Here is an 18993-nt window from a genome sequence, read left to right as displayed (position 1 = left end):
TTCATGTCTGACAAGCTTCAGCAGCGCAACGGTCTCGACTTCGCCGTGGCCGACCTGTCCCTCGCGAGCTTCGGCCGCCACCAGATGCGCCTGGCCGAGCACGAGATGCCCGGCCTGATGTCCCTCCGCAAGGAATACGAGGGCCAGTTCCCGCTCCGGGGCGCGCGCGTCGCCGGTTCGCTGCACATGACCATCCAGACCGCCGTGCTCATCGAGACGCTGGTCGCGCTCGGCGCCGACGTGCGCTGGGTCTCCTGCAACATCTTCTCGACTCAGGACGAGGCCGCCGCGGCGATCGTCGTCGGCCCCGAGGGCACGGTCGAGGCCCCCACCGGCACCCCGGTCTTCGCCTGGAAGGGCGAGACGCTGGAGGAGTACTGGTGGTGCACCGAGCAGCTGTTCAACTTCGCTGACGGCCAGGGCCCCAACATGATCCTGGACGACGGCGGCGACGCCACCCTGCTCGTGCACAAGGGTGTCGAGTTCGAGGCGGCCGGCGCCGTGCCGCAGGCCACCCCGGAAGACCACCACGAGTACACGATCATCCTCGACACCCTGCGCCGCAGCCTGGCGTCGGACCCGCAGCGCTTCACGCGCATCGCGGCCGACACCCGCGGTGTCACCGAGGAGACCACCACCGGTGTGGCCCGGCTCTACAAGCTGGCCAAGGAAGGTGCGCTGCTCTTCCCGGCGATCAACGTCAACGACGCGGTCACCAAGAGCAAGTTCGACAACAAGTACGGCATCCGCCACTCGCTGGTCGACGGTCTCAACCGCGCCACCGACGTCATGCTCGGCGGCAAGCTGGCCGTCGTCTGCGGTTACGGCGACGTCGGCAAGGGCTCGGCGGAGACGCTGCGCGGCCAGGGTGCCCGGGTTGTCGTCACCGAGATCGACCCGATCTGCGCCCTGCAGGCGGCCATGGACGGCATGCAGGTCGTCCGCATCGAGGACGTCGTCTCCGAGGCGGACATCTTCATCACCACCACCGGTGGCCAGGACATCATCACGCCGGAGCACATGGCGGCGATGAAGCACAACGCGATCGTCGGCAACGTCGGTCACTTCGACGACGAGATCGACATGGCCGGCCTGGCCAAGGTCCCCGGCATCGAGAAGGTCGAGGTCAAGCCGCAGGTCCACGAGTGGCGCTTCCCGGACGGCCACGCCGTCCTGGTGCTCTCCGAGGGTCGCCTGATGAACCTCGGCAACGCCACTGGTCACCCCAGCTTCGTGATGTCGAACTCGTTCACCAACCAGGTCATGGCCCAGATCGAGCTCTGGACCAAGCCCGGTGAGTACGAGAAGCAGGTCTTCGTGCTCCCGAAGCACCTCGACGAGAAGGTCGCCCGCCTGCACCTGGACGCCCTGGGTGTGCGCCTGACCGAGCTCACCAAGAAGCAGGCCGAGTACCTCGGTGTTGCGGTCGAGGGCCCGTACAAGCCGGACCACTACCGCTACTGATCCACCGCGCAGCCCAGGTCTCCCGATCACCGGGGGACCTGGGCTGTTTCGTTCAACGTCAAGATCGCATCATCGGCCGTAGTCCGGGAGAATGCCCGGGTGAATGTCGAGACGACGTTGCTGTTCATCCTGGCCTGTGTTGCCGTGGTGGTCGCGATCCACTGGTTCGCGCACAAGACCGGCCTGCCCGCCGCCGCCCTTCTGACACTCATCGGCATCCTCTACGCGGTCCTCCCCGGGCCGAACATCGCCCTCGAACCCGAGCTGATCCTCACGCTCGTTCTCCCTCCGCTGCTCTACAGTGCGGCCCTGGATTCCTCACTGATCGACATCCGGCACAACCTGCGTACCGTGATCAGCCTTTCGGTGGTGCTGGTGCTGCTCACGGCCCTGCTGATCGGCCTGGGCTTCAGCCTCTTCGTCGCCGGTGCGACGCTGGCCGCCGGTGTGGCGGTCGGCGCTGCCGTCGCCCCTCCCGACCCGGTCGCCGCGCTGTCGGTCGGCAAACGGGTCGGTCTGCCCCGCAACATCGTCACCCTGGTCCAGGGTGAGGGCCTGCTCAACGACGCCACCGCCCTGACGCTGCTCACCGTGGCCGTCGCGGCCGCGGTCGGCGAGGGCTTCTCGTTCTACGCGGCTGTGGGCGAGTTCGTCCTGGCCGCGACCGGTGGGCTCGTGGCCGGCATCGTGGTCGCGTACGCCGTCCGGGCCGCCCGGCCGATCATGCGAGACCCGCTGATCGCCAACGCGATCTCGCTGGCCACACCGTTCGTGGCCTACCTGCTGGCCGAGCAGGTGCACGTCTCCGGTGTGCTCGCCGTGGTCGTCGCGGGCCTGATCGTCGGTCACGACGCGCCGCGGCTCTCCTCGGGTGCCAGCCGTCTGCAGGTCAGCGCGGTCTGGCGACTGGTCGACTTCCTGCTGGAGGGTCTGGTCTTCCTGCTGATCGGCCAGCAGCTGCCCGCCGTCGTCAAGGGTCTCACCGAGTACAAGACGTCGACGATCATCATCGCGGTGGCCGTCTCGGTCGGTGTGGTGCTGCTGCTGCGCCCGCTGTTCCTGATCCTGACGCAGATGCTGCCGCAGTCGCTGCACACCCGGCTCGGTGGCACCAACGAGGACGCATCGGCCCCGGCCCGGACCCGGGAGCGCCGCCTCAACGGCAAGGAGATCACCGCGCTGAGCTGGTCGGGCACGCGTGGTGTCATCACGCTCGCGGCGATCTTCACCGTCCCGGAGTTCACCGAGAGCGGAGCGCCGTTCCCGGACCGGGACCTGCTGCTGTTCTGCGCGTTTGTCGTTGTGCTCGTCACGCTGGTCGGCCAGGGGGTCACCTTCGCACCGCTGGTCCGCATGCTGGGCCTGCGCGCCAACGAGGCGGACAACGCCCGGCTGCGGAACGAGGCCCGCTCGGCGTCCGTGCAGGCGGCCCTGGACCGGCTCGACGAGATCGACCACGAGACGCACGGCGAGCTCGAGGACAAGGCCATCGAGACGATGCGCAAGCAGCTCGGTCACCGGATGGAGCGGTACCAGCGCCGTCTCGACCTGCTCGACAAGTCGGACTCGGACGAGGTGCCCGTCTCACCGCAGTACGAGGCCGCGCTGCGGATCCGCCGCTCGACGATCGACGCCCAGCGTGAGGAACTCCTGCGCTGGCGTGACGCCAACCGCCTCTCCGACGAGAACCTCCGTGTCCTCGAACGCGAACTCGACCACGAGGAACGGCTGCTGCCGGACCGCCCGCGCTGACCTCTCGCGGCCCGCCCCTTTCACCAAGGGCGGGCCGCAGGGCCGTCAGGTCGCCGGCACGTCACGCCGCCGGAAGCCGGCCAGCCCGGCCGCACCCAGCACCACTGCGATCACGGTCAGCACCACGAGCGGCAGGGCAGAAGCACGGCCGCCGGGCAGGTGCGGGACGTGCGTGAACGGCGAGATGTCCAGCACCCACTGATCCAGCTGCAACGTCGCCCCGACCAGCAGCACGAGCACGCAGACACCCAGCGCACCCCAGGCCAGTGGGGCCAGTCGCGGCAGCAGCCCGAAGAGCCCGGCCGCCACCCCGGCGAGCACCCAGACCGCCGGTATCTGCGCCGCGGCACCGCCGAGCACGGCACCCAGCTGACCACTCACGTCGTGGACGGCGAGACCGTGCACGAGCCCGGTGACCGCCCCGCCGACCAGCAGCGCCAGCGCCGGCCCGAGCAGGGCGAAGACCAGGTGGCTCAGGACCCAGCGGTAGCGGCTCACCCCGGTGGTCAGCACCAGCTCGGCGTGGCCGGTGCTCTCCTCGTCCCGCATCCGCAGCATCGCCTGCACGGCGAATGCGGCGGCGAAGAGCCCGAGGAAGCCGAGGATCCCGACCAGGAAGCTGTCGACCACTCCCGAGGCTCCGCCCAGCCGGGCGAAGATCTCCGCGAGACCGGCACTGTCGTCGGCCAGCGTGGCGATGCTCTGCGCGACGCCGCCGAAGACCAGCCCGAGCAGCGCAAACCCGACGATCCAGGCCGTGAGCAGCCCTCGCTGCAGCCGCCACGCCAGGGCCAGCGGCGACCGCAGACCCGGCGCGGCCTGTGCCGGTCCGGGCCGGGTGGGCAGCAGACCGGCGCCGACATCACGCCGCGATGCGAGCAGCACGGACGCCGTCACCAGCGTCGCACCGGTCACCACAGCCAGACCCGCCGGCCACCAGACGTCCGCACCGTACGGGAACAGGTGCTGGGCCCAGCCGATCGGCGACAGCCAGGACAGCCACGCGACGGTTCCCGTGCCGAGGTCGCTGACGTCGCCGGCCAGACGCAGCACGTAGGCCACGGCGATCGCGATCATTGCCAGTGAGCGTGCGGTCCGGGCGCTGCCGGACAGCTGTGCGGTCACCGCGGCGACGCCGGCAAAAACGGCCCCCGTCAGACCGAAACCGAGCCCCAGCAGCAGGGATCCGGTCGCGGGCAGCCCTTGACCGACCAGCACGACGGTCATGAACAGCGCCAGCAGCAGGTTGGCGCCGAGCGTCGTGATCAGGGCAGCGGCCAGTCCGGCGTGCCGGGAGACGACGCCGGAGCCGATCAGCTCGGTGCGCCCGGCCTCCTCGTCCGTACGCGTGTGCCTGATGACCGTGAGCACGCTGAACAGCGCGACCAGCACGGGGATGAAACCGGCCCGCCAGGCCACCATCTCACCGAGGCTGGACCCGTGCAGCGGCCCGTAGAGCGACACAAATCCGGCGTTGCCGGCGCTGACCCGGGCGTACTCGTCCAGGCCGGCGGCGGTCGGGAAGAGCTGCCGGAACGAGGACACGTAAGCGGCCGGGAGCACCGCGAGCAGCACGACCCAGAGCGGCAGCAGCACCCGGTCGCGGCGCAGGATCAGCCGGATCAGCGGCCAGGTGCCGGTCATCGCACCGGCTCCTGCCTGTACTGCCGGAGGAACAGCTCCTCCAGCGACGGCGGTTGGCTGACCAGGCTGCGCACTCCGGCCCCGACCAGCTTCTGCAGGGCGGGCTCGAGCGAGTCGGTGTCGACGTCAAAACGCACCCTGTGGTCCTCGACGCGCAGGTCGTGCACGCCCGGCAGGGTGGCCAGCCCGTCGACCGGCCCGGTGAGCTCGGCCTCGATCGAGGTCCGCATCAGGTGCCGCATGTCGGTGAGCGTTCCGGTCTCGACGGTCCGGCCCTCGCGGACGATCGTGATCCGGTCGCAGAGCGCCTCGACCTCGGAGAGGATGTGGCTGGAGAGCAGCACGGTCCGGTCGCGCCGCCGCTCCTCGCGGATGACCTCCCGGAACACCTCCTCCATCAGCGGGTCGAGCCCGGAGGTCGGCTCGTCGAGGATCAGCAGCTCCACGTCGGAGGCCAGCGCGGCGACCAGGGCGACCTTCTGCCGGTTGCCCTTCGAGTAGGTCCGGCCCTTCTTGCGCGGGTCCAGAGCAAACCGCTCGAGCAACTCGTCGCGCCGCCGCGGGTCGAGACCACCGCGCAGCCGGCCGAGCAGATCGATGACCTCGCCCCCGGACAGCGTCGGCCACAGCGTGACGTCACCCGGCACGTAGGCGAGCCGTTTGTGCAGCTCCGTCGCGTCGGCCCAGGGATCACCGCCGAGCAGCGAGGCGGTGCCGCCGTCCGGCCGCATCAGCCCGAGCAGGATCCGGATGGTGGTCGTCTTCCCGGCGCCGTTGGGCCCCAGAAAACCGTGCACCTCGCCCGTCCGGATGCTCAGGTCGAGCCCGGTGAGAGCCCGGGTGCGCCCGAAGTTCTTGGTGAGCCCGGCGACGCTGATCGCCTCGGTCATGTCATGACTCCTCAGCAGCGGTGAGCCGGTCCAAGGTCACGTACGCCTGATCGGCCTGGGTGGGATCGAGCAACGGCTGGGCGAAGATCTCCACGGTGGCGCGCAGCAGCCGCGCGTGGTTCGCAGGCTGGTTCAGATCAACGCCGAGGACCTGGGCCATCTGGTCGCGCATCATGAACATCCCCATCTGCATGGCGACGAGGGCGGTCGCGTAGACGCGCGGATCCTTGCTCTCGATGGGCTGATCGGCGAGCCACTGCTCGCCGACCTCGACCAGCTTCTCGAACATCGCGGTCGCCGACGCCGAGCCGTCCATCATGGACCGCACCAGATAACGCTGCAGCAGCATCGACTCGGGATGCACCGTCCCGACAAAAGCCGCGTCGGCCATCCCACCGCGAGCGATCATCGCGGTCCGGATCACGGTCATCCGGCCCAGCGCAAACTCGTCGCACGCGTCGCGCAGCCCGTCCTTGGATCCGAAATGGTGCCGGAGCAGCCCCGAGGAGACCTGCGCCTCGTGCGCAATGTCACGGATGGTGGTGGGGACGATCCCCTTCTCCGCGAACAGGCGGATGGCCGAATCCCGGATGCGCGCTCGCGCGGTCAGATCGCTACTCACATGTGCAATTTACTACACAAGCGTGTAGGCCCCAAGACCCATGTCGTGCCTGATTGCCCGGTTCAGACCGTCGCTCCCGCCGATTGCCGGCTGCGTGCTCCCTCAGCCGGCAGGCAGGGTGACCACCATCGTGAGGCCCCCACCAGGGGTTTCCTCCGGTGTGACCGTTCCGCCCATGGCCTCGGCGAGCCCGCGGGAGAGTGCCAGGCCGAGACCCACGCCGGAGTGGTTGTCGCGGTCACCGAGGCGCTGGAAGGGCAGAAAGACGTCGTCGTGACGGTCCGGCGGGATGCCCGGGCCGTGGTCGATCACGCGGAGCTCGATGCGGTCGCCGAGGGCACTCGCCGTGATCACCGGTGGCCGGTCCGCCGGGCTGTAGCGCAGCGCGTTGCCGACCAGGTTGACCAGCACCCGCTCCAGCAGACCGGGATCGGTGAGCAGGGCCGGCAGATCGTCCGGGATGCGCGTGATCACCGCACGACCGTCCGGCCCCAGGTCGTCGAGGACCCGGGGCACGACCTCCTCGGCGCCGACGCCGATGATCGTCACTCCGAGCGCACCGGCCTGCAGGCGGCTCATGTCCAGCAGGTTCGTCACCAGCCGGTCGAGGCGTTCCAGGGACTCGTCCGCCGTCTCCAGCAGCTCCGACCGGTCGTCCTCGTCGAAGTGGACCTCCGTGCTGCGCAGGCTCGCCACCGCTGCCTTGGCCGACGCCAGCGGTGTCCGCAGGTCGTGACTCACCGCCGCCAGCAGCGCGGTCCGCATCCGGTCCGTCTCGGCCAGCGGCCGGGCCGTCGCAGCCTCGGCGGCCAGACGCTCCTGGCGCAGAGCAACCGCGGCCTGCGCCGCGAACGCCTCAACGATCCGCCGGTCCGACGCGGCCGGCGAACGCCCGCACAGCAGCATCACCAGCTCGTCGTCCACCTGCACCGCACCGTCAGCACCGGCCACGTCCGTGCAGGCGCTGTCGCCGACATTCGCGACGACCTCACCGCGTTCCAGCAACGTCACCGAGGTCAGCTGGAACGTCTCCCGCAGGCGTTCCAGCAACGCCGGCAACGGTCGTGTGCCGCGCAGCACGCTGCCCGCGACGGTCGCCAGCGTCTGCGCGTCCGCACCGGCCTCGGCCGCGAGCCGCGTCTTCCGCGCCGCCTGATCGACCACCCAGCTCACCGCGACGGCGACCACCACGAAGATCACCAGCGCCAGCAGGTTGTCGCCCTCGGCGATCAGAAAGCGCCCGTACGGCGGGGTGAAGAACCAGTTGAGCAGCAACGACCCGGCGACGGCCGCGAGCAGCGCCGGCCAAAGCCCACCGATCAGGGCGACTGCGACCACCACCATCAGGAACAGCAGGATGTCCGTAGTCAGCGACGGTGCGAGCGTCAGCAGGAGTCCGGTCAGCGCCGGTAGACCGGCCAGCGTGAGAGCAAGACCCGCCAGCCGCCGCCCGCGGGACAGAGCCGCCGGCATCCGTTGCGCCCGCGTACCTTTCCCGGCCCGTTCGTGCGGGACCAGGTGCACGTCGATGGCACCGGCGAGGGCGGTCGTCGTGACACCCACACCAGCCGTGAGCAGCTGCGCGAACCGCCCGCGGCTGGAGGCACCGAGCACGATCTGGGTGGCGTTCACCGCCCGGGCGAAGTCGAGCAGGGCCCGCGCAATGTCCGGACCGGCGACCTGGTGATAACTGCCGCCCAGGTTCTCCACCAGCACCCGCTGGCGGGCCAGCACGGCCGGATCCGCGCCGGTCAGGCCGTCGTTGCGCATCACGTGCACGGCCTGCAGGTCCGCGCCCCTGGTCCGGTTCGCGATCCGCGCCGCACGCCGGACCAGCGTGTCGCCCTCGGGCCCGCCCGTCAGCGCGACAACCACACGTTCGCGCGTCTCCCAGGTGGCGCTGATGTCCTGCTCGGCGCGGTACCGCCCGAGCTGGTCCTCCACAGTGTCCGCGAGCCACAACAGCGCCAGCTCCCGCAGCGCGGTCAGGTTGCCCGCCCGGAAGTAGTTCCCCAGCGCCGCGTCGATCTCGTCCGGCCCGTAGACGTTGCCGTGCGCCACCCGCCGCCGCAGCGCCTCCGGTGTCATGTCCACCAGCTCGACCTGCTCGGCTGCCCGCACCACCGCATCCGGCACGGTCTCCCGCTGCGCGACACCGGTGATCTGCGCGACCACGTCGTTCAGCGACTCCAGATGCTGGACGTTCACCGTGCTGAGCACGTCGATGCCCGCGTCGAGCAGCTCGTCCACGTCCTCCCAGCGCTGGGCGTGACGCGAGCCCGGCCCGTTGGTGTGCGCAAGCTCGTCCACCACGGCCAGCTCCGGTTTACGCGCCAGCACCGCATCGAGATCAAGCTCGCCCCGGGGAGTGGGCGCCAGCACCTCCAAGCCGTCGATCATCGCCGTGGTGTGCGTACGGTCATGCGTCTCGACCAGCGCAACCACCACGTCCGTACCCCGCTGCGCCCGCCGATGAGCCTCGCCCAGCATCGTGTACGTCTTGCCGACACCCGGGGCGGCACCGAGGTAGATCCGTAGTCGGCCGCGCGGCATGGAGTCTCCTCAGTGGGGCAGGTTCGCCGCCGCCCATGCTTTCAGGCTGGTGGGCGTCGTGGTGACGAAGCTGCGGGACTGCTCCGGTGTGAAGTTGTCGCGCAGCCCGGCCGTCATCCCGACGATGGCCTCGACAACACCGTCGGTCAGGCCGGCACCGCGCAGCGCCCCGCGCATCTCGTCGTCGCTCAGCACGTTCACCTCGAGCCGGCGTCCGAGCACTTCGCCCAGGATCTCGGCCACGCCGGACCAGCTCAGGTCGGCCGGACCGTGCACCGCCTGCACCGGCGTACCGGTCCAGTCGGCCGCGAGCAGACGGGCGGCGGCGATGTCACCGACGTCGCGCGGGTCGACCCACGGCATGGGTGCGTCCGCGGGCATCGTCGTGGTCAGCACCCCCGCCTCGAGCGCGTCGAGCATGCCGAGCAGGTTGGTGAAGTAGTAGCCGCAGCGCAGCGTGAGCAGGTTGCCGCCGAGCAGCTCCTCGTTGCGGGCCAGCCCGTCGATCGAGCCGGCGCCGTGGCGTTTCTCCGCGCCGACGCTGCTGATCAGCACGGTGTGCCCGATGCCGTTGGCGGTGATGGCCGCGGCGCCGTTCTCGCCGATCCGGGCCATCTCCGAGAGCGGGTCCTCACCGGTGAACAACTCCGGGACGACCCAGAGCAGCGCGTGGACACCCTTGGTCGCCCCGGCCACGTAGGCCGCGTCGGTCAGGTCGCCCGGCGCCACATCGACGAGGTCGCGTACCCGAGGGTCGAGCTTGGAAGGGTCCCGGACCAGCACGGTCGGCCGGACTCCGGCCTGGACCAGGAGCTGCACGACGCGGGAGCCGACATGGCCGGTCGGTGTGGTGACAGCAATAGTCATCACCGCACCGTACCCAGGTCAGACCTGCCGGAACTCGATCCCCAGGAGACTGGCAGCCGCCTTGTAGTCCGCCGCGCGGTGGTCCAGCGACAACGACCAGTGGTGACCCACACCCGAGGCGCTCCACTCGTCGACCCACTCGCCCGGGTCGCGGCCGAAGTCGACACGACTGGTCGTGTTGCCGATGGCCAGCAGCGGGCCGGGCACAACCGTGCCCTCGGCGGCGATGAACGACAGCGAGCCGTCCCGGTCCTGGCCGAGCCCGAGCAGGGTCACCGGGCCGGGCCGCACGTCGAACTCCACGCTGACACCCCAGCCGCGCTTGCCGTGATAAACGCCGAGGCCCCGCAAAAGCGGGTCGCGGGCGCCGACCGCCAGGTGGGCCGGACCGTCGTGGCCCATCTCCACCACGTTGTCCTCGAAGTTCAGCGCCTGCAGCTCACAGAACGAGCCACCCGCGCCGACCGCCTGGGTCGCCAGCTGGGCCACGGTGGTCCGCAGCTCGTACTCACCGGTGGCCGGGATGCCCCGAGCGGTGAGCAGCGACGCCCCGAGGATCATGCCGGCGCCGAGCCGTTCGTGCTGCTCACCGTCGAGCCCGCGGTGGTAGTACGCGATGCTGTCGAGCTCGAAGTCGTCGACCAGCCGGTCCAGGGCGACGGACACCGTCGCGCCCCAGGCGAAGTCCTCCTCCTGGACGGTGTCGTCGAGCGTGAAGATCTGGCGGGCGAGGTCCATCCGTTCCTTGGTCTCGGACTCGGTGACCTTCTCGACGCGCTGCCGCAGGTCGTCGAACTCCAGCACCTCGACGTGCGAGCCGAACGTCACCGGCAGCAGCGTCAGGTCGGTGGAGACGTCGAGCATCCCCGGGTACAGGTGGCCCATCAGACCGTGCCGCGCGTGCCGCAGCGCGGCGCGGACGTGCGCAGCCCGGATCCACTGCCCGATTCGCTGCCAGGCCGACTCCTGCCGCAGCCAGCCGGAGACCGACCGGAACGGGATCCCGGCCCGCCGGAACGTGTTGCCCATCTCCGGTACCGGGCACTGCCCGCAGTACGCGAGCCAGGCTCCCGTGTCGAACGACGCGTGATCCATCTTCTCGGTCGGCTGCAGGTCGATGACCAGCACCGGAGTGTTGGCCCGCTGCGCGATCGGCAGCACCATCGAAGCGGTCAAGTACGTCGTCAGGAACAGCACGATGAGGTCGCAGTCAGCCTGCCGCAGCTTCTCGGCGGCGACGGCACCCTCCTGCGCGTCGGAGATGAAGCCGACGTCGGTCACCTCGGCGTCCATGTCCTGGAACCGCTGCGAGACGTACCGCGCGGACTCCTGCAACTGCGGCAACAGGTCGGGGAACTGCGGCCAGTACGTGCCGAGCCCGCCGGCCACCAGCCCGATCCGCGTCTTACGCCGCTGCTTGGCCGGGAGCAGATCACTCATGGTCGGACGCCTCCAGAAGAATGACGTGCAGACGCCGCGGGCCGTGGACGCCCTCGACGCGGTTGAGTTCGATGTCGCTGGTGGCGGACGGGCCGCTGATCCAGGTGAGCGGCCGCTGCGGGGCCAGCCGGGTGAGCGCCTCGGGCACGGAAGCCACCACCTGATCGGCGCGGACCACACAGATGTGCAGGTCAGGCAGCAACGAGATGACCCGGCGCCCCTGATCGGGTGAACCGTCGAGCACGATCGTGCCCGTCTCGGCCACCGCCACGGTTGCGGCGGTGAGCACTCCCCCGGCGACCGCCAGCACGTCCGCGCTCAAGCCGTCGTCGTGCAACACCTCGACACCGGCGGGCAGCCAGTCCGGGTTGATGCCGGGCGGCACGATCAGCGGGTCGGGCGCCAGCGCGGCCACGGTCTCCGCCACCGACACACCGCGGTGCACCACGGCCTTGTAGTCCTCCAGCCGGTGCACGAGCAGATCGAGGTCGGCCGGCTGGTCGCCGCGGCGATAGTCCCGCGGGATCCCGGCGGGCGGCGCGGCGTCGTCGCCCAGTGCGGCCCGGATCCGGCCCAGCACCACGTCACGGCTGCTCATCGTTTCGCCCACCAGTCGCGGAAGGTCTCCGGTGGGGGTTCGGGCAGGTCACGGCTCGCGGTCCAGCCGTTCAACGGTGGTGGCAGCCGGTGCCCGGCCAGTTTGGTCAGCTTCGCGGCGTGCTGCGCGGCCGCGTACAACTTGGGGTGGTCCATCGTGTACGCGGCGGCCGCCATCGCCGCTCTTTCCGTACGCGGATGTGGCACCTCGTTGCGCAGATGCACCAGGATCGACGGGATATCGATCTTGACCGGGCACGCGTCGAAGCACGCACCGCACAGCGACGACGCGTACGGCAGCGAAGCGTTGTCCTCCACCCCGGTCAGCTGCGGCGACAGCACTGCGCCGATCGGCCCCGGATACACCGACCCGTACGCGTGCCCGCCCGTCCGCTCGTAGACCGGGCACACGTTGAGGCACGCCGAGCACCGGATGCAGTGCAGCGCCTGCCGCCCCACCTCGTCGGCGAGGACGGCACTGCGGCCGTTGTCGAGCAGCACGAGGTGGAAACTCTGCGGCCCGTCGCCGGGTGTCACCCCGGTCCACATCGACGTGTACGGGTTCATCCGCTCGCCGGTCGACGCCCGCGGCAGCAGTTGCAGGAACACCTCGAGGTCCTGCCAGGTCGGTACGAGTTTTTCGATGCCCATGACCGTGATCAGCGTTTCCGGCAGCGTCAGGCACATCCGCCCGTTGCCCTCGGACTCGAGCACCACCAGCGTCCCGGTGTCGGCGATCGCGAAGTTCGCCCCGGACACCGCGACCTTCGTGCTCAGGAACGTCTCGCGCAGATAGCGCCGTGCCGCGCCCGCCAGCACGACCGGTTCGTCGGTCAGCGCCGGATCGACACCCGGCATCTCCCGCAGGAAGATCTCACGGATCTCCGACCGGTTGCGGTGGATCGCGGGTACAAGAATGTGGCTCGGTTTGTCGTTGCCGAGCTGCACGATCAGCTCGGCCAGGTCCGTCTCGATCGGCTCGATCCCGGCTTCTTCCAGAGCCTCGTTGAGCCCGATCTCCTGCGTCGCCATCGACTTGACCTTGATGACGCGCTGCTCGCCGGTCGCCCGGACCAGTTCGGTGACGATGCGGTTGGCCTCGTTGGCGTCGGCGGCCCAGTGCACCACACCGCCGGCTCGGGTGACGTTCTCCTCCAGCTGCAGCAGGAGCTCGGGCAGCCGGGCCATGGTCGCGGCCTTCAGCGCCGACCCGGCCGACCGCAGTTCCTGCCAGTCGGGCAGCTCGCCGATGACCGCACCGGACTTCGCGCGGATCGTCGTCGTGGCATGACCGAGGTTGCGGCGCAGCTGATCGTTCCCGAGCGCCTTGCGAGCGGCCGCCGGGAACGACTCGTCACCGCGCAGATTCCCCACACCCCGCGGCGCAGTCGCCGGCATCCCCAGGAACGTGCTCATGCCGTCTCCTCCGTCGCCGCCAGGATCTCCGCCAGATGCACCGTGCGGACGCCCGCATCCAGCCGGGACAGTCCGCCGCCGATGTGCATGAGGCAGGACGAGTCGCCGGCCGTACAGACCTCGGCGCCGGTGTCGAGCACGTGCCGCATCTTGTCCGCGAGCATCGCCGCGGACGTGTCGGCGTTCTTCAGCGCGAACGTCCCCCCGAACCCGCAGCACTGATCCGCGGCGGGCAGTTCCACCAACTCCATCCCGCGTACGTGTCGCAGCAGCCGTTGCGGCTTGTCCCCGACCCGGATCATCCGCAACGAATGGCACGTCGGGTGGTACGTGACCCGGTGCGGGTAGTACGCCCCCACGTCCTCGACCCCGAGCACGTCGACGAGCAGCTCGGACAGCTCGTACGTCCGCGAGGCGACGTCCTCGGCCCGGGCGGCCAGCCCTTCCTCACCCGCGGCCCGCGCCACCATCGCGTGCTGGTGACGCACCGACCCGACACACGACCCGGAAGGCGCGACCACCACGTCGTACGGGGCGAAGGTCTGAACGTGCCGCCGGACCAGCGGCAACGCGTCCTTCTGATAGCCGGTGTTGATGTGCATCTGCCCGCAGCACGTCTGGCCGGCGGGGAAGACGACCTCGTGACCGAGACGTTCCAGCAGGTGCACGGTCGCCTTGGCCGCGGCCGGGAACATCGTGTCCGCCAGGCAGGTCACGAACAGGGCGATCCGCATGTCAGGCCTCCAACCGGCGCTCGGCTGCCCGCCACGCTCCTGCGTCGCCGCGTGGCTCGTAGCGCACGATCTGCTGAGTCTCCCGCAGGACGGCCCGCAACGCCGAGAGATCTCCGCTGATTGCGCCGGCCGTGCGGGCCTGCACCAGGATGTTGCCCAGCGCGGTGGCCTCGACCGGACCGGCAAGCACGGGCAGCCCGCAGGCGTCGGCGGTCAGCTGGCAGAGCAGCTCGTTCCGGGCGCCACCACCGACGATGTGCACGGCGTCGACGTGCCGCCCGGACAGTTCCTGGGCCTGGCGCACCGCACGTCGATGGGCGAGCGCCAGGCTGTCCAGAATGCACCGTACGACGGCGCCGCGCGGGGTTGAGCGGTCGCTCCCGCCGGCTCCCGCGGTTAGTAAACGCTCACCAACCGAGGCCGCGGCTCCCTCACCCTGCCCGGTTAGTAAACGCTCACCAACTGAAGGCGCGCCGTCGCCACCAGCGCCCGACCCCGTTGGTAAACGCTCACTAACCAGGGCCGCGCGGTCCGCGCCGCGCCCGGTTGGTAAACGCTCACTAACCGAGGCCGCGCGGTCCCCGCCACTCCCGGTTGGTAAACGCTCACTAACCGAGGCCGCGTGGTCCCCGCCACGCCCGGTTGGTAAACGCTTACTAACCTGGGTCAGGCGAGCGACCATGTCGCCCGGCGGTAGAAAGATCGGGTCGTCCAGATCGACGAGCGCCCCAAAAGCCGGCGCCGCAGCCGCTTCCCGCAACAACGCCGCCAGATCCGGCGAGCCCCACTCCCGCAGGCATTCCTGCAACGGCCAGAGCCCCATCACATTGCGCAAATAGCGGACCGTCCCGTCGACGCCACCTTCGTTCGTGAAGTTCGCCAGCCGCGAAGCCTCGGTCAGCACCGGCGAGTCCAGCTCCACCCCGACCAGCGACCAAGTGCCGCACGAGATGTAGGCGAAGTTCGAAGAGGCCGCCGGCACGCCGACCACCGCGGACGCCGTGTCGTGCGAGCCGACAGCGATGACGTCCGGTGTGCCGATTCCCAGCGACGACAGCACCGGCCCGATCACCGTGCCGGGCGCACGCAACGGGGGAAAGAGCGACGGCCGGATGCCGAGGGACGTCATCAGTTCGCCGGCCCACTTCCCCGAGCGCAGGTCGAGCAGCTGAGTCGTGGACGCGTTGGTGAACTCCGCGCCGACCTCACCCGTGAGCCAGTAGGCGAGTAGATCCGGGATCATCAGCAGCTGCCGGGCGGCTTCCAGCTGAGGTGTTCCCGCCGCCGCAACCAGCTGGTAGATCGTGTTGAAGGGCAGCTTCTGCAGGCCGGTCAGCGCATACAGCTTGTCCTCGGCGACAACCGAAGACACCTTCGCGGCCGTGCCCTCGGTACGGCTGTCCCGGTAGTGCACGGGATTACCCAGCAGCGCGCCGGTCGCGTCGAGCAGGCCGTAGTCCACCGCCCAGGAGTCGATGCCGATGCCGTCGACCGGGCCGGCCAGGCGCAGTCCTTCGAGGACCCCGCGGTAGAGGCCGAGGATGTCCCAGTGCAGTGTGCCGCCGGTGCGGACGGGTTCGTTCGCGAAACGGTTGACGGCTTCCAGCGTGACGCGGCCGGCCTCAACACGGCCGACCATGACACGTCCGCTGGACGCGCCGAGGTCGACCGCCGCGAAGGTGTTCATCGCAGGAACGCCGCCGCCACCCCGGCGTCCACCGGGATGTGCAGGCCCGTCGTGTGGGACAGCTCGCCGCCGGTCAGGACGAACACCGCGTTGGCGACGTGCTCCGGGAGCACCTCACGCTTGAGCAGCGTGCGCTGGGCGTAGTACGCGCCGAGTTCCGACTCCGGTACGCCGTACACCGCGGCCCGCTTGGCGCCCCAGCCGCCGGCGAAGATGCCGGAGCCGCGGACCACGCCGTCGGGGTTGATGCCGTTGACCCGGATGCCGTGCCCGCCGAGCTCGGCCGCGAGCAGTCGAACCTGGTGTGCCTGGTCGGCCTTGGCCGCGCCGTAGGCGACGTTGTTAGGGCCGGCGAAGAGCGAGTTCTTGCTGGAGATGTAGACGATGTCGCCGCCGAGCCCCTGCGCGATCATCACCGCGGCGGCGGCCTTGGCCACCAGGAACGAACCCTTGGCCATGACGTCGTGCTGCAGGTCCCAGTCAGCCTCGGTGGTCTCCAGCAGCGGCTTGGAGATCGACAGCCCGGCGTTGTTGACCACCAGATCCACCCCGCCGAACGCCAGCACGGCCTCTCGCAGCGCGGCGGTGACCTCGGCCTCCGAAGTGACGTCCGCAGCCACCGCGACCGCGACGTCCGCCGAGCCGATCTCACCGGCCACCGAAGTCGCCGCTTCAAAGTCTCGGTCCGCGACCACAACACACGCGCCCTCGGCGGCGAGCCGCAGCGCGATCGCCTTGCCGATGCCCGAGCCGCCACCGGTCACGAACGCGACCCGGGTCGCGAGCGGCTTCGGCTTCGGCATCCGCTGCAGCTTCGCCTCTTCGAGAGCCCAGTACTCGATGCGGAACTTCTCGGCCTCGTCGATCGGCGCGTAGGTCGAGACGGACTCGGCGCCGTGCATCACGTTGATGGCGTTGACGTAGAACTCGCCGGCGACCCGCGCGGTCTGCTTGTTGGCCCCGAAACTGAACATCCCCACCCCGGGCACCAGCACGATCGCGGGGTCCGCGCCGCGCATAGCCGGGCTGTCCGGCCCCGCGTGCCGCTCGTAGTAACCGCGGTAGTCGTCGCGGTAGGCCGCGTGCAACTCCTTGAGCCGGGCCTCGACCTCCTCCAGCGGCGCGTCGGGCGCGGTGTCCAAGACCAAAGGCTTGACCTTGGTACGCAGGAAGTGGTCCGGGCACGAGGTGCCGAGCGCGGCCAGTTCCGGCATCCGTTCGCGGCGTACGAAGTCGAGGACAACCTCGGAATCCGTGTAGTGGCCGACCTGCGCGCGGTCCGTGGACGCGAGTCCCCGCACGACGGGGAAGAGGGCGGCGGCGCGCTCACGGCGTACCGGATCGGGCAGGGGCTCGTGGATCAGCGGGCCGAAGGGCGCCTCGCGGCCGTGCGCGGCCAGGTAGGCCGCGGCGGTGTTGATGATCTCGAGGGAGTTGGTCTCGCACTCGGCGCTGGTGGCGCCCCAGGCGGTGATGCCGTGGCCGCCGAGGATGACGCCGATGGCCTGCGGGTTGGCGCGCTGCACGGCGGCGATGTCGAGGCCGAGCTGGAATCCGGGCCGGCGCCAGGGCACCCAGAGCACCCGGTCGCCGAAGATCTCCTTGGTCAGGGCGGGGCCGTCGGCGGCGGTGGCCAGCGCGATGCCCGCGTCGGGGTGCAGGTGGTCGACGTGCGCCACGTCGACCAGGCCGTGCATGGCCGTGTCGATGGACGGGGCCGCACCGCCGCGGCCGTGCAGGCAGTAGTCGAACGCCGCGACCATCTCGTCCTCGCGGTCGACACCCGGGAAGACCCCCGCCAGCGCCCGCAGCCGGTCGAGCCGCAGCACGGCGAGGCCGGGCTCCGTCAGCGTGCCGAGGTCGCCGCCCGATCCCTTGACCCACAGCAGCTCCGCCGGCGTACCGGTGACGGGGTCGGTCTCCGCACCTTTGGCCGAGGTGTTGCCCCCGGCGTAGTTGGTGTTGCGGGGGTCGGCGCCGAGGCGGTTGCTGCGGGCCAGGAGGTCGCTGACTGCGGGGTTCGACATGGGCATCCTTCACCAGCTCGCATGAAACGTTTCACACATTGCAGGCAGGTTACGGGCCGGAGCCGCGCCCGGTCAATACCTCGGGCCGGATCCACCGGCTTCTGAAACGTTGTCAGTAGGCCCGGGAACGGACGACCGTGGAGGCCCGCGCGACCAGCTCCGGGACGAAGCTCAGCTGCTGGTGCTCGTGGTCGGGATTGGTCGCCTCGTCCAGCACCAGCTGCGCGGCGGCACGCCCCAGCTCCTGCCGCGGCTGACGCACCGAGGTCAGCGGGACCGCGGCCGCGGCGGCGAATTCGATGTCGTCGAAACCGACGATGGCCAGCTCCTCCGGCACCCGGAGACCGGCGCCGATGCTCTGCTGGAGCAGTCCGAGCGCGAGCAGGTCGTTCGCGCAGAACGCGGCGGTCGGCCGGCGCCGGGCCGGGATGCCGGCCAGCCGCTCCCCCGCCGAACGTCCCTCGGCGACCGTCAGCGCGGCCGTCGGCAGATAGGTCAGATCCTCGGGCGGCAGGCCGAGCTCGGCCCAGATCTGCCGGGCGCCCTCGACCCGTTCGCGCACCTGACCGATCGACTCCGGCCCGCCGACGACGGCGACGCGGGTGTGCCCCTGCTCGGCCAGATGTTCGACCGCGATGCGCCCACCCAGCACATCGTCGACCGCCACCGAGCAGAACGCGCCACCGACACCGACCCGGTCGACTATGACGACGGGGATGCCGCGGCGGCTGATCTCCCCGAGATGAGCGGCTTCCGGGTTGACCGGCGTGATCAGGATGCCCTGCACCCGCTGCTGCATCAGGCGGTCGAGGTGGACCTCCTCGCGCTCGGCGCGGCTGTTGCTGTTGCAGATGAACAGCGACAGGTCGGCGTCCTCGGCGGCGAGCTCGATGCCCTGCGCGACGTCGTGGAAGAACGGGTTGCTGCCGTCGAGCATCACGTAGGCGAGGCTGCGGCTGGTGCCGGCGCGCAGCTGGCGGGCGGACTCGTTCCGCACGAAGCCGAGCTCGGCCATGGCCCGCTCGACCCGTTCGCGCGTCGACGGGCTGACCACCTCGGGGCGGTTCATGACATTCGAGACCGTGCCCAGGGAAACCCCGGCCGAACGGGCGACGTCCTTGACGGACGGTGTCCTGCCGTTGACCACGGCTCCCCCTTTGAAACGTTGAAGCGACATCGTACGGCACCTGCTTCCCGTACCGGGCCCATGTTTCTCGTTCGTTTCCGTCCAGTGCTTGACACGTGTGATCGGGGCCACCTACGTTCGTCACACGGCGTATGAAACATTTCAACGACATCA

14 protein-coding genes are annotated in these 18993 nt (G+C 70.1%); 2 read left to right on the top strand and 12 right to left on the bottom strand.

Translation table 11 applies throughout. From position 1 onward, the window contains the following. Positions 1-3 precede the first annotated feature (3 nt). The gene (ahcY, locus tag AFR_RS03380; RefSeq protein ID WP_023357899.1) at positions 4-1464 is read left to right on the top strand and encodes an adenosylhomocysteinase; all 1461 of its coding nucleotides are present in this window, start codon (positions 4-6) and stop codon (positions 1462-1464) included. A gap of 99 nt (positions 1465-1563) precedes the next feature. Further along, positions 1564-3216 (top strand): Na+/H+ antiporter, encoded by a 1653-nt coding sequence (locus AFR_RS03375; RefSeq protein WP_023357898.1) that lies wholly within the window; start codon positions 1564-1566, stop codon positions 3214-3216. 45 nt (positions 3217-3261) lie between these two features. Here AFR_RS03375 and AFR_RS03370 read toward each other — a convergent pair whose 3' ends face one another. From AFR_RS03370 to AFR_RS03315, 12 genes are all read right to left on the bottom strand, one after another. Next, on the bottom strand, positions 3262-4860 hold the full coding sequence (locus AFR_RS03370; protein ID WP_023357897.1) for an ABC transporter permease: 1599 nt from the start codon (positions 4858-4860) through the stop codon (positions 3262-3264). Next, the gene (locus AFR_RS03365) at positions 4857-5750 is read right to left on the bottom strand and encodes an ABC transporter ATP-binding protein (protein ID WP_023357896.1); all 894 of its coding nucleotides are present in this window, start codon (positions 5748-5750) and stop codon (positions 4857-4859) included. The genes AFR_RS03370 and AFR_RS03365 overlap by 4 nt, the downstream gene beginning before the upstream one ends. A gap of 1 nt (position 5751) precedes the next feature. After that, the gene (locus AFR_RS03360) at positions 5752-6372 is read right to left on the bottom strand and encodes a TetR/AcrR family transcriptional regulator (protein WP_023357895.1); all 621 of its coding nucleotides are present in this window, start codon (positions 6370-6372) and stop codon (positions 5752-5754) included. Between the two features lie 102 nt (positions 6373-6474). Continuing rightward, positions 6475-8925 (bottom strand): DUF4118 domain-containing protein, encoded by a 2451-nt coding sequence (locus tag AFR_RS03355; protein WP_023357894.1) that lies wholly within the window; start codon positions 8923-8925, stop codon positions 6475-6477. A gap of 9 nt (positions 8926-8934) precedes the next feature. Further along, complete coding sequence (locus AFR_RS03350) at positions 8935-9792, bottom strand: NmrA family NAD(P)-binding protein (protein WP_023357893.1); 858 nt, start codon at positions 9790-9792, stop codon at positions 8935-8937. 18 nt (positions 9793-9810) lie between these two features. Continuing rightward, complete coding sequence (locus AFR_RS03345) at positions 9811-11232, bottom strand: L-fucose/L-arabinose isomerase family protein (RefSeq protein ID WP_023357892.1); 1422 nt, start codon at positions 11230-11232, stop codon at positions 9811-9813. After that, a complete protein-coding gene (locus AFR_RS03340) occupies positions 11225-11830 on the bottom strand; it encodes a LutC/YkgG family protein (RefSeq protein ID WP_041841736.1) in 606 nt (201 codons plus the stop codon). Before AFR_RS03340 ends, AFR_RS03345 begins: the two co-directional genes overlap by 8 nt. Next, positions 11827-13245, bottom strand: a complete 1419-nt coding sequence (locus tag AFR_RS03335) for a LutB/LldF family L-lactate oxidation iron-sulfur protein (RefSeq protein WP_023357890.1) — start codon at positions 13243-13245, stop codon at positions 11827-11829. The genes AFR_RS03340 and AFR_RS03335 overlap by 4 nt, the downstream gene beginning before the upstream one ends. Continuing rightward, positions 13242-13979, bottom strand: coding sequence for a (Fe-S)-binding protein (locus AFR_RS03330; RefSeq protein WP_023357889.1), 738 nt, complete (start codon positions 13977-13979; stop codon positions 13242-13244). The genes AFR_RS03335 and AFR_RS03330 overlap by 4 nt, the downstream gene beginning before the upstream one ends. A gap of 1 nt (position 13980) precedes the next feature. Further along, positions 13981-15666, bottom strand: a complete 1686-nt coding sequence (locus AFR_RS47605; protein ID WP_023357888.1) for a rhamnulokinase — start codon at positions 15664-15666, stop codon at positions 13981-13983. Continuing rightward, a complete protein-coding gene (locus AFR_RS03320; RefSeq protein ID WP_023357887.1) occupies positions 15663-17693 on the bottom strand; it encodes a bifunctional rhamnulose-1-phosphate aldolase/short-chain dehydrogenase in 2031 nt (676 codons plus the stop codon). Before AFR_RS03320 ends, AFR_RS47605 begins: the two co-directional genes overlap by 4 nt. Positions 17694-17805: 112 nt before the next feature. Beyond that, on the bottom strand, positions 17806-18870 hold the full coding sequence (locus AFR_RS03315; RefSeq protein ID WP_052359315.1) for a LacI family DNA-binding transcriptional regulator: 1065 nt from the start codon (positions 18868-18870) through the stop codon (positions 17806-17808). Positions 18871-18993: the final 123 nt, after the last annotated feature.

Origin of the sequence: Amorphoplanes friuliensis DSM 7358 (assembly GCF_000494755.1) — a bacterium.
Lineage (GTDB): Bacteria > Actinomycetota > Actinomycetes > Mycobacteriales > Micromonosporaceae > Actinoplanes > Actinoplanes friuliensis.
Note: the sequence above shows the minus strand (reverse complement) of the source record. Positions and strands in the feature narration are given on the sequence as shown.

Excerpts from the sequence above, each read along its gene's own strand:
- ahcY (WP_023357899.1), top strand. The coding sequence starts at position 4 with ATGTCTGACAAGCTTCAGCAGCGCAACGGTCTCGACTTCGCCGTGGCC.
- AFR_RS03370 (WP_023357897.1), bottom strand. The coding sequence starts at position 4,860 with ATGACCGGCACCTGGCCGCTGATCCGGCTGATCCTGCGCCGCGACCGG.
- AFR_RS03365 (WP_023357896.1), bottom strand. The coding sequence starts at position 5,750 with ATGACCGAGGCGATCAGCGTCGCCGGGCTCACCAAGAACTTCGGGCGC.
- AFR_RS03355 (WP_023357894.1), bottom strand. The coding sequence starts at position 8,925 with ATGCCGCGCGGCCGACTACGGATCTACCTCGGTGCCGCCCCGGGTGTC.
- AFR_RS03350 (WP_023357893.1), bottom strand. The coding sequence starts at position 9,792 with ATGACTATTGCTGTCACCACACCGACCGGCCATGTCGGCTCCCGCGTC.
- AFR_RS03345 (WP_023357892.1), bottom strand. The coding sequence starts at position 11,232 with ATGAGTGATCTGCTCCCGGCCAAGCAGCGGCGTAAGACGCGGATCGGG.
- AFR_RS03340 (WP_041841736.1), bottom strand. The coding sequence starts at position 11,830 with ATGAGCAGCCGTGACGTGGTGCTGGGCCGGATCCGGGCCGCACTGGGC.
- AFR_RS03335 (WP_023357890.1), bottom strand. The coding sequence starts at position 13,245 with ATGAGCACGTTCCTGGGGATGCCGGCGACTGCGCCGCGGGGTGTGGGG.
- AFR_RS03330 (WP_023357889.1), bottom strand. The coding sequence starts at position 13,979 with ATGCGGATCGCCCTGTTCGTGACCTGCCTGGCGGACACGATGTTCCCG.
- AFR_RS47605 (WP_023357888.1), bottom strand. The coding sequence starts at position 15,666 with ATGAACACCTTCGCGGCGGTCGACCTCGGCGCGTCCAGCGGACGTGTC.
- AFR_RS03320 (WP_023357887.1), bottom strand. The coding sequence starts at position 17,693 with ATGTCGAACCCCGCAGTCAGCGACCTCCTGGCCCGCAGCAACCGCCTC.
- AFR_RS03315 (WP_052359315.1), bottom strand. The coding sequence starts at position 18,870 with ATGTCGCTTCAACGTTTCAAAGGGGGAGCCGTGGTCAACGGCAGGACA.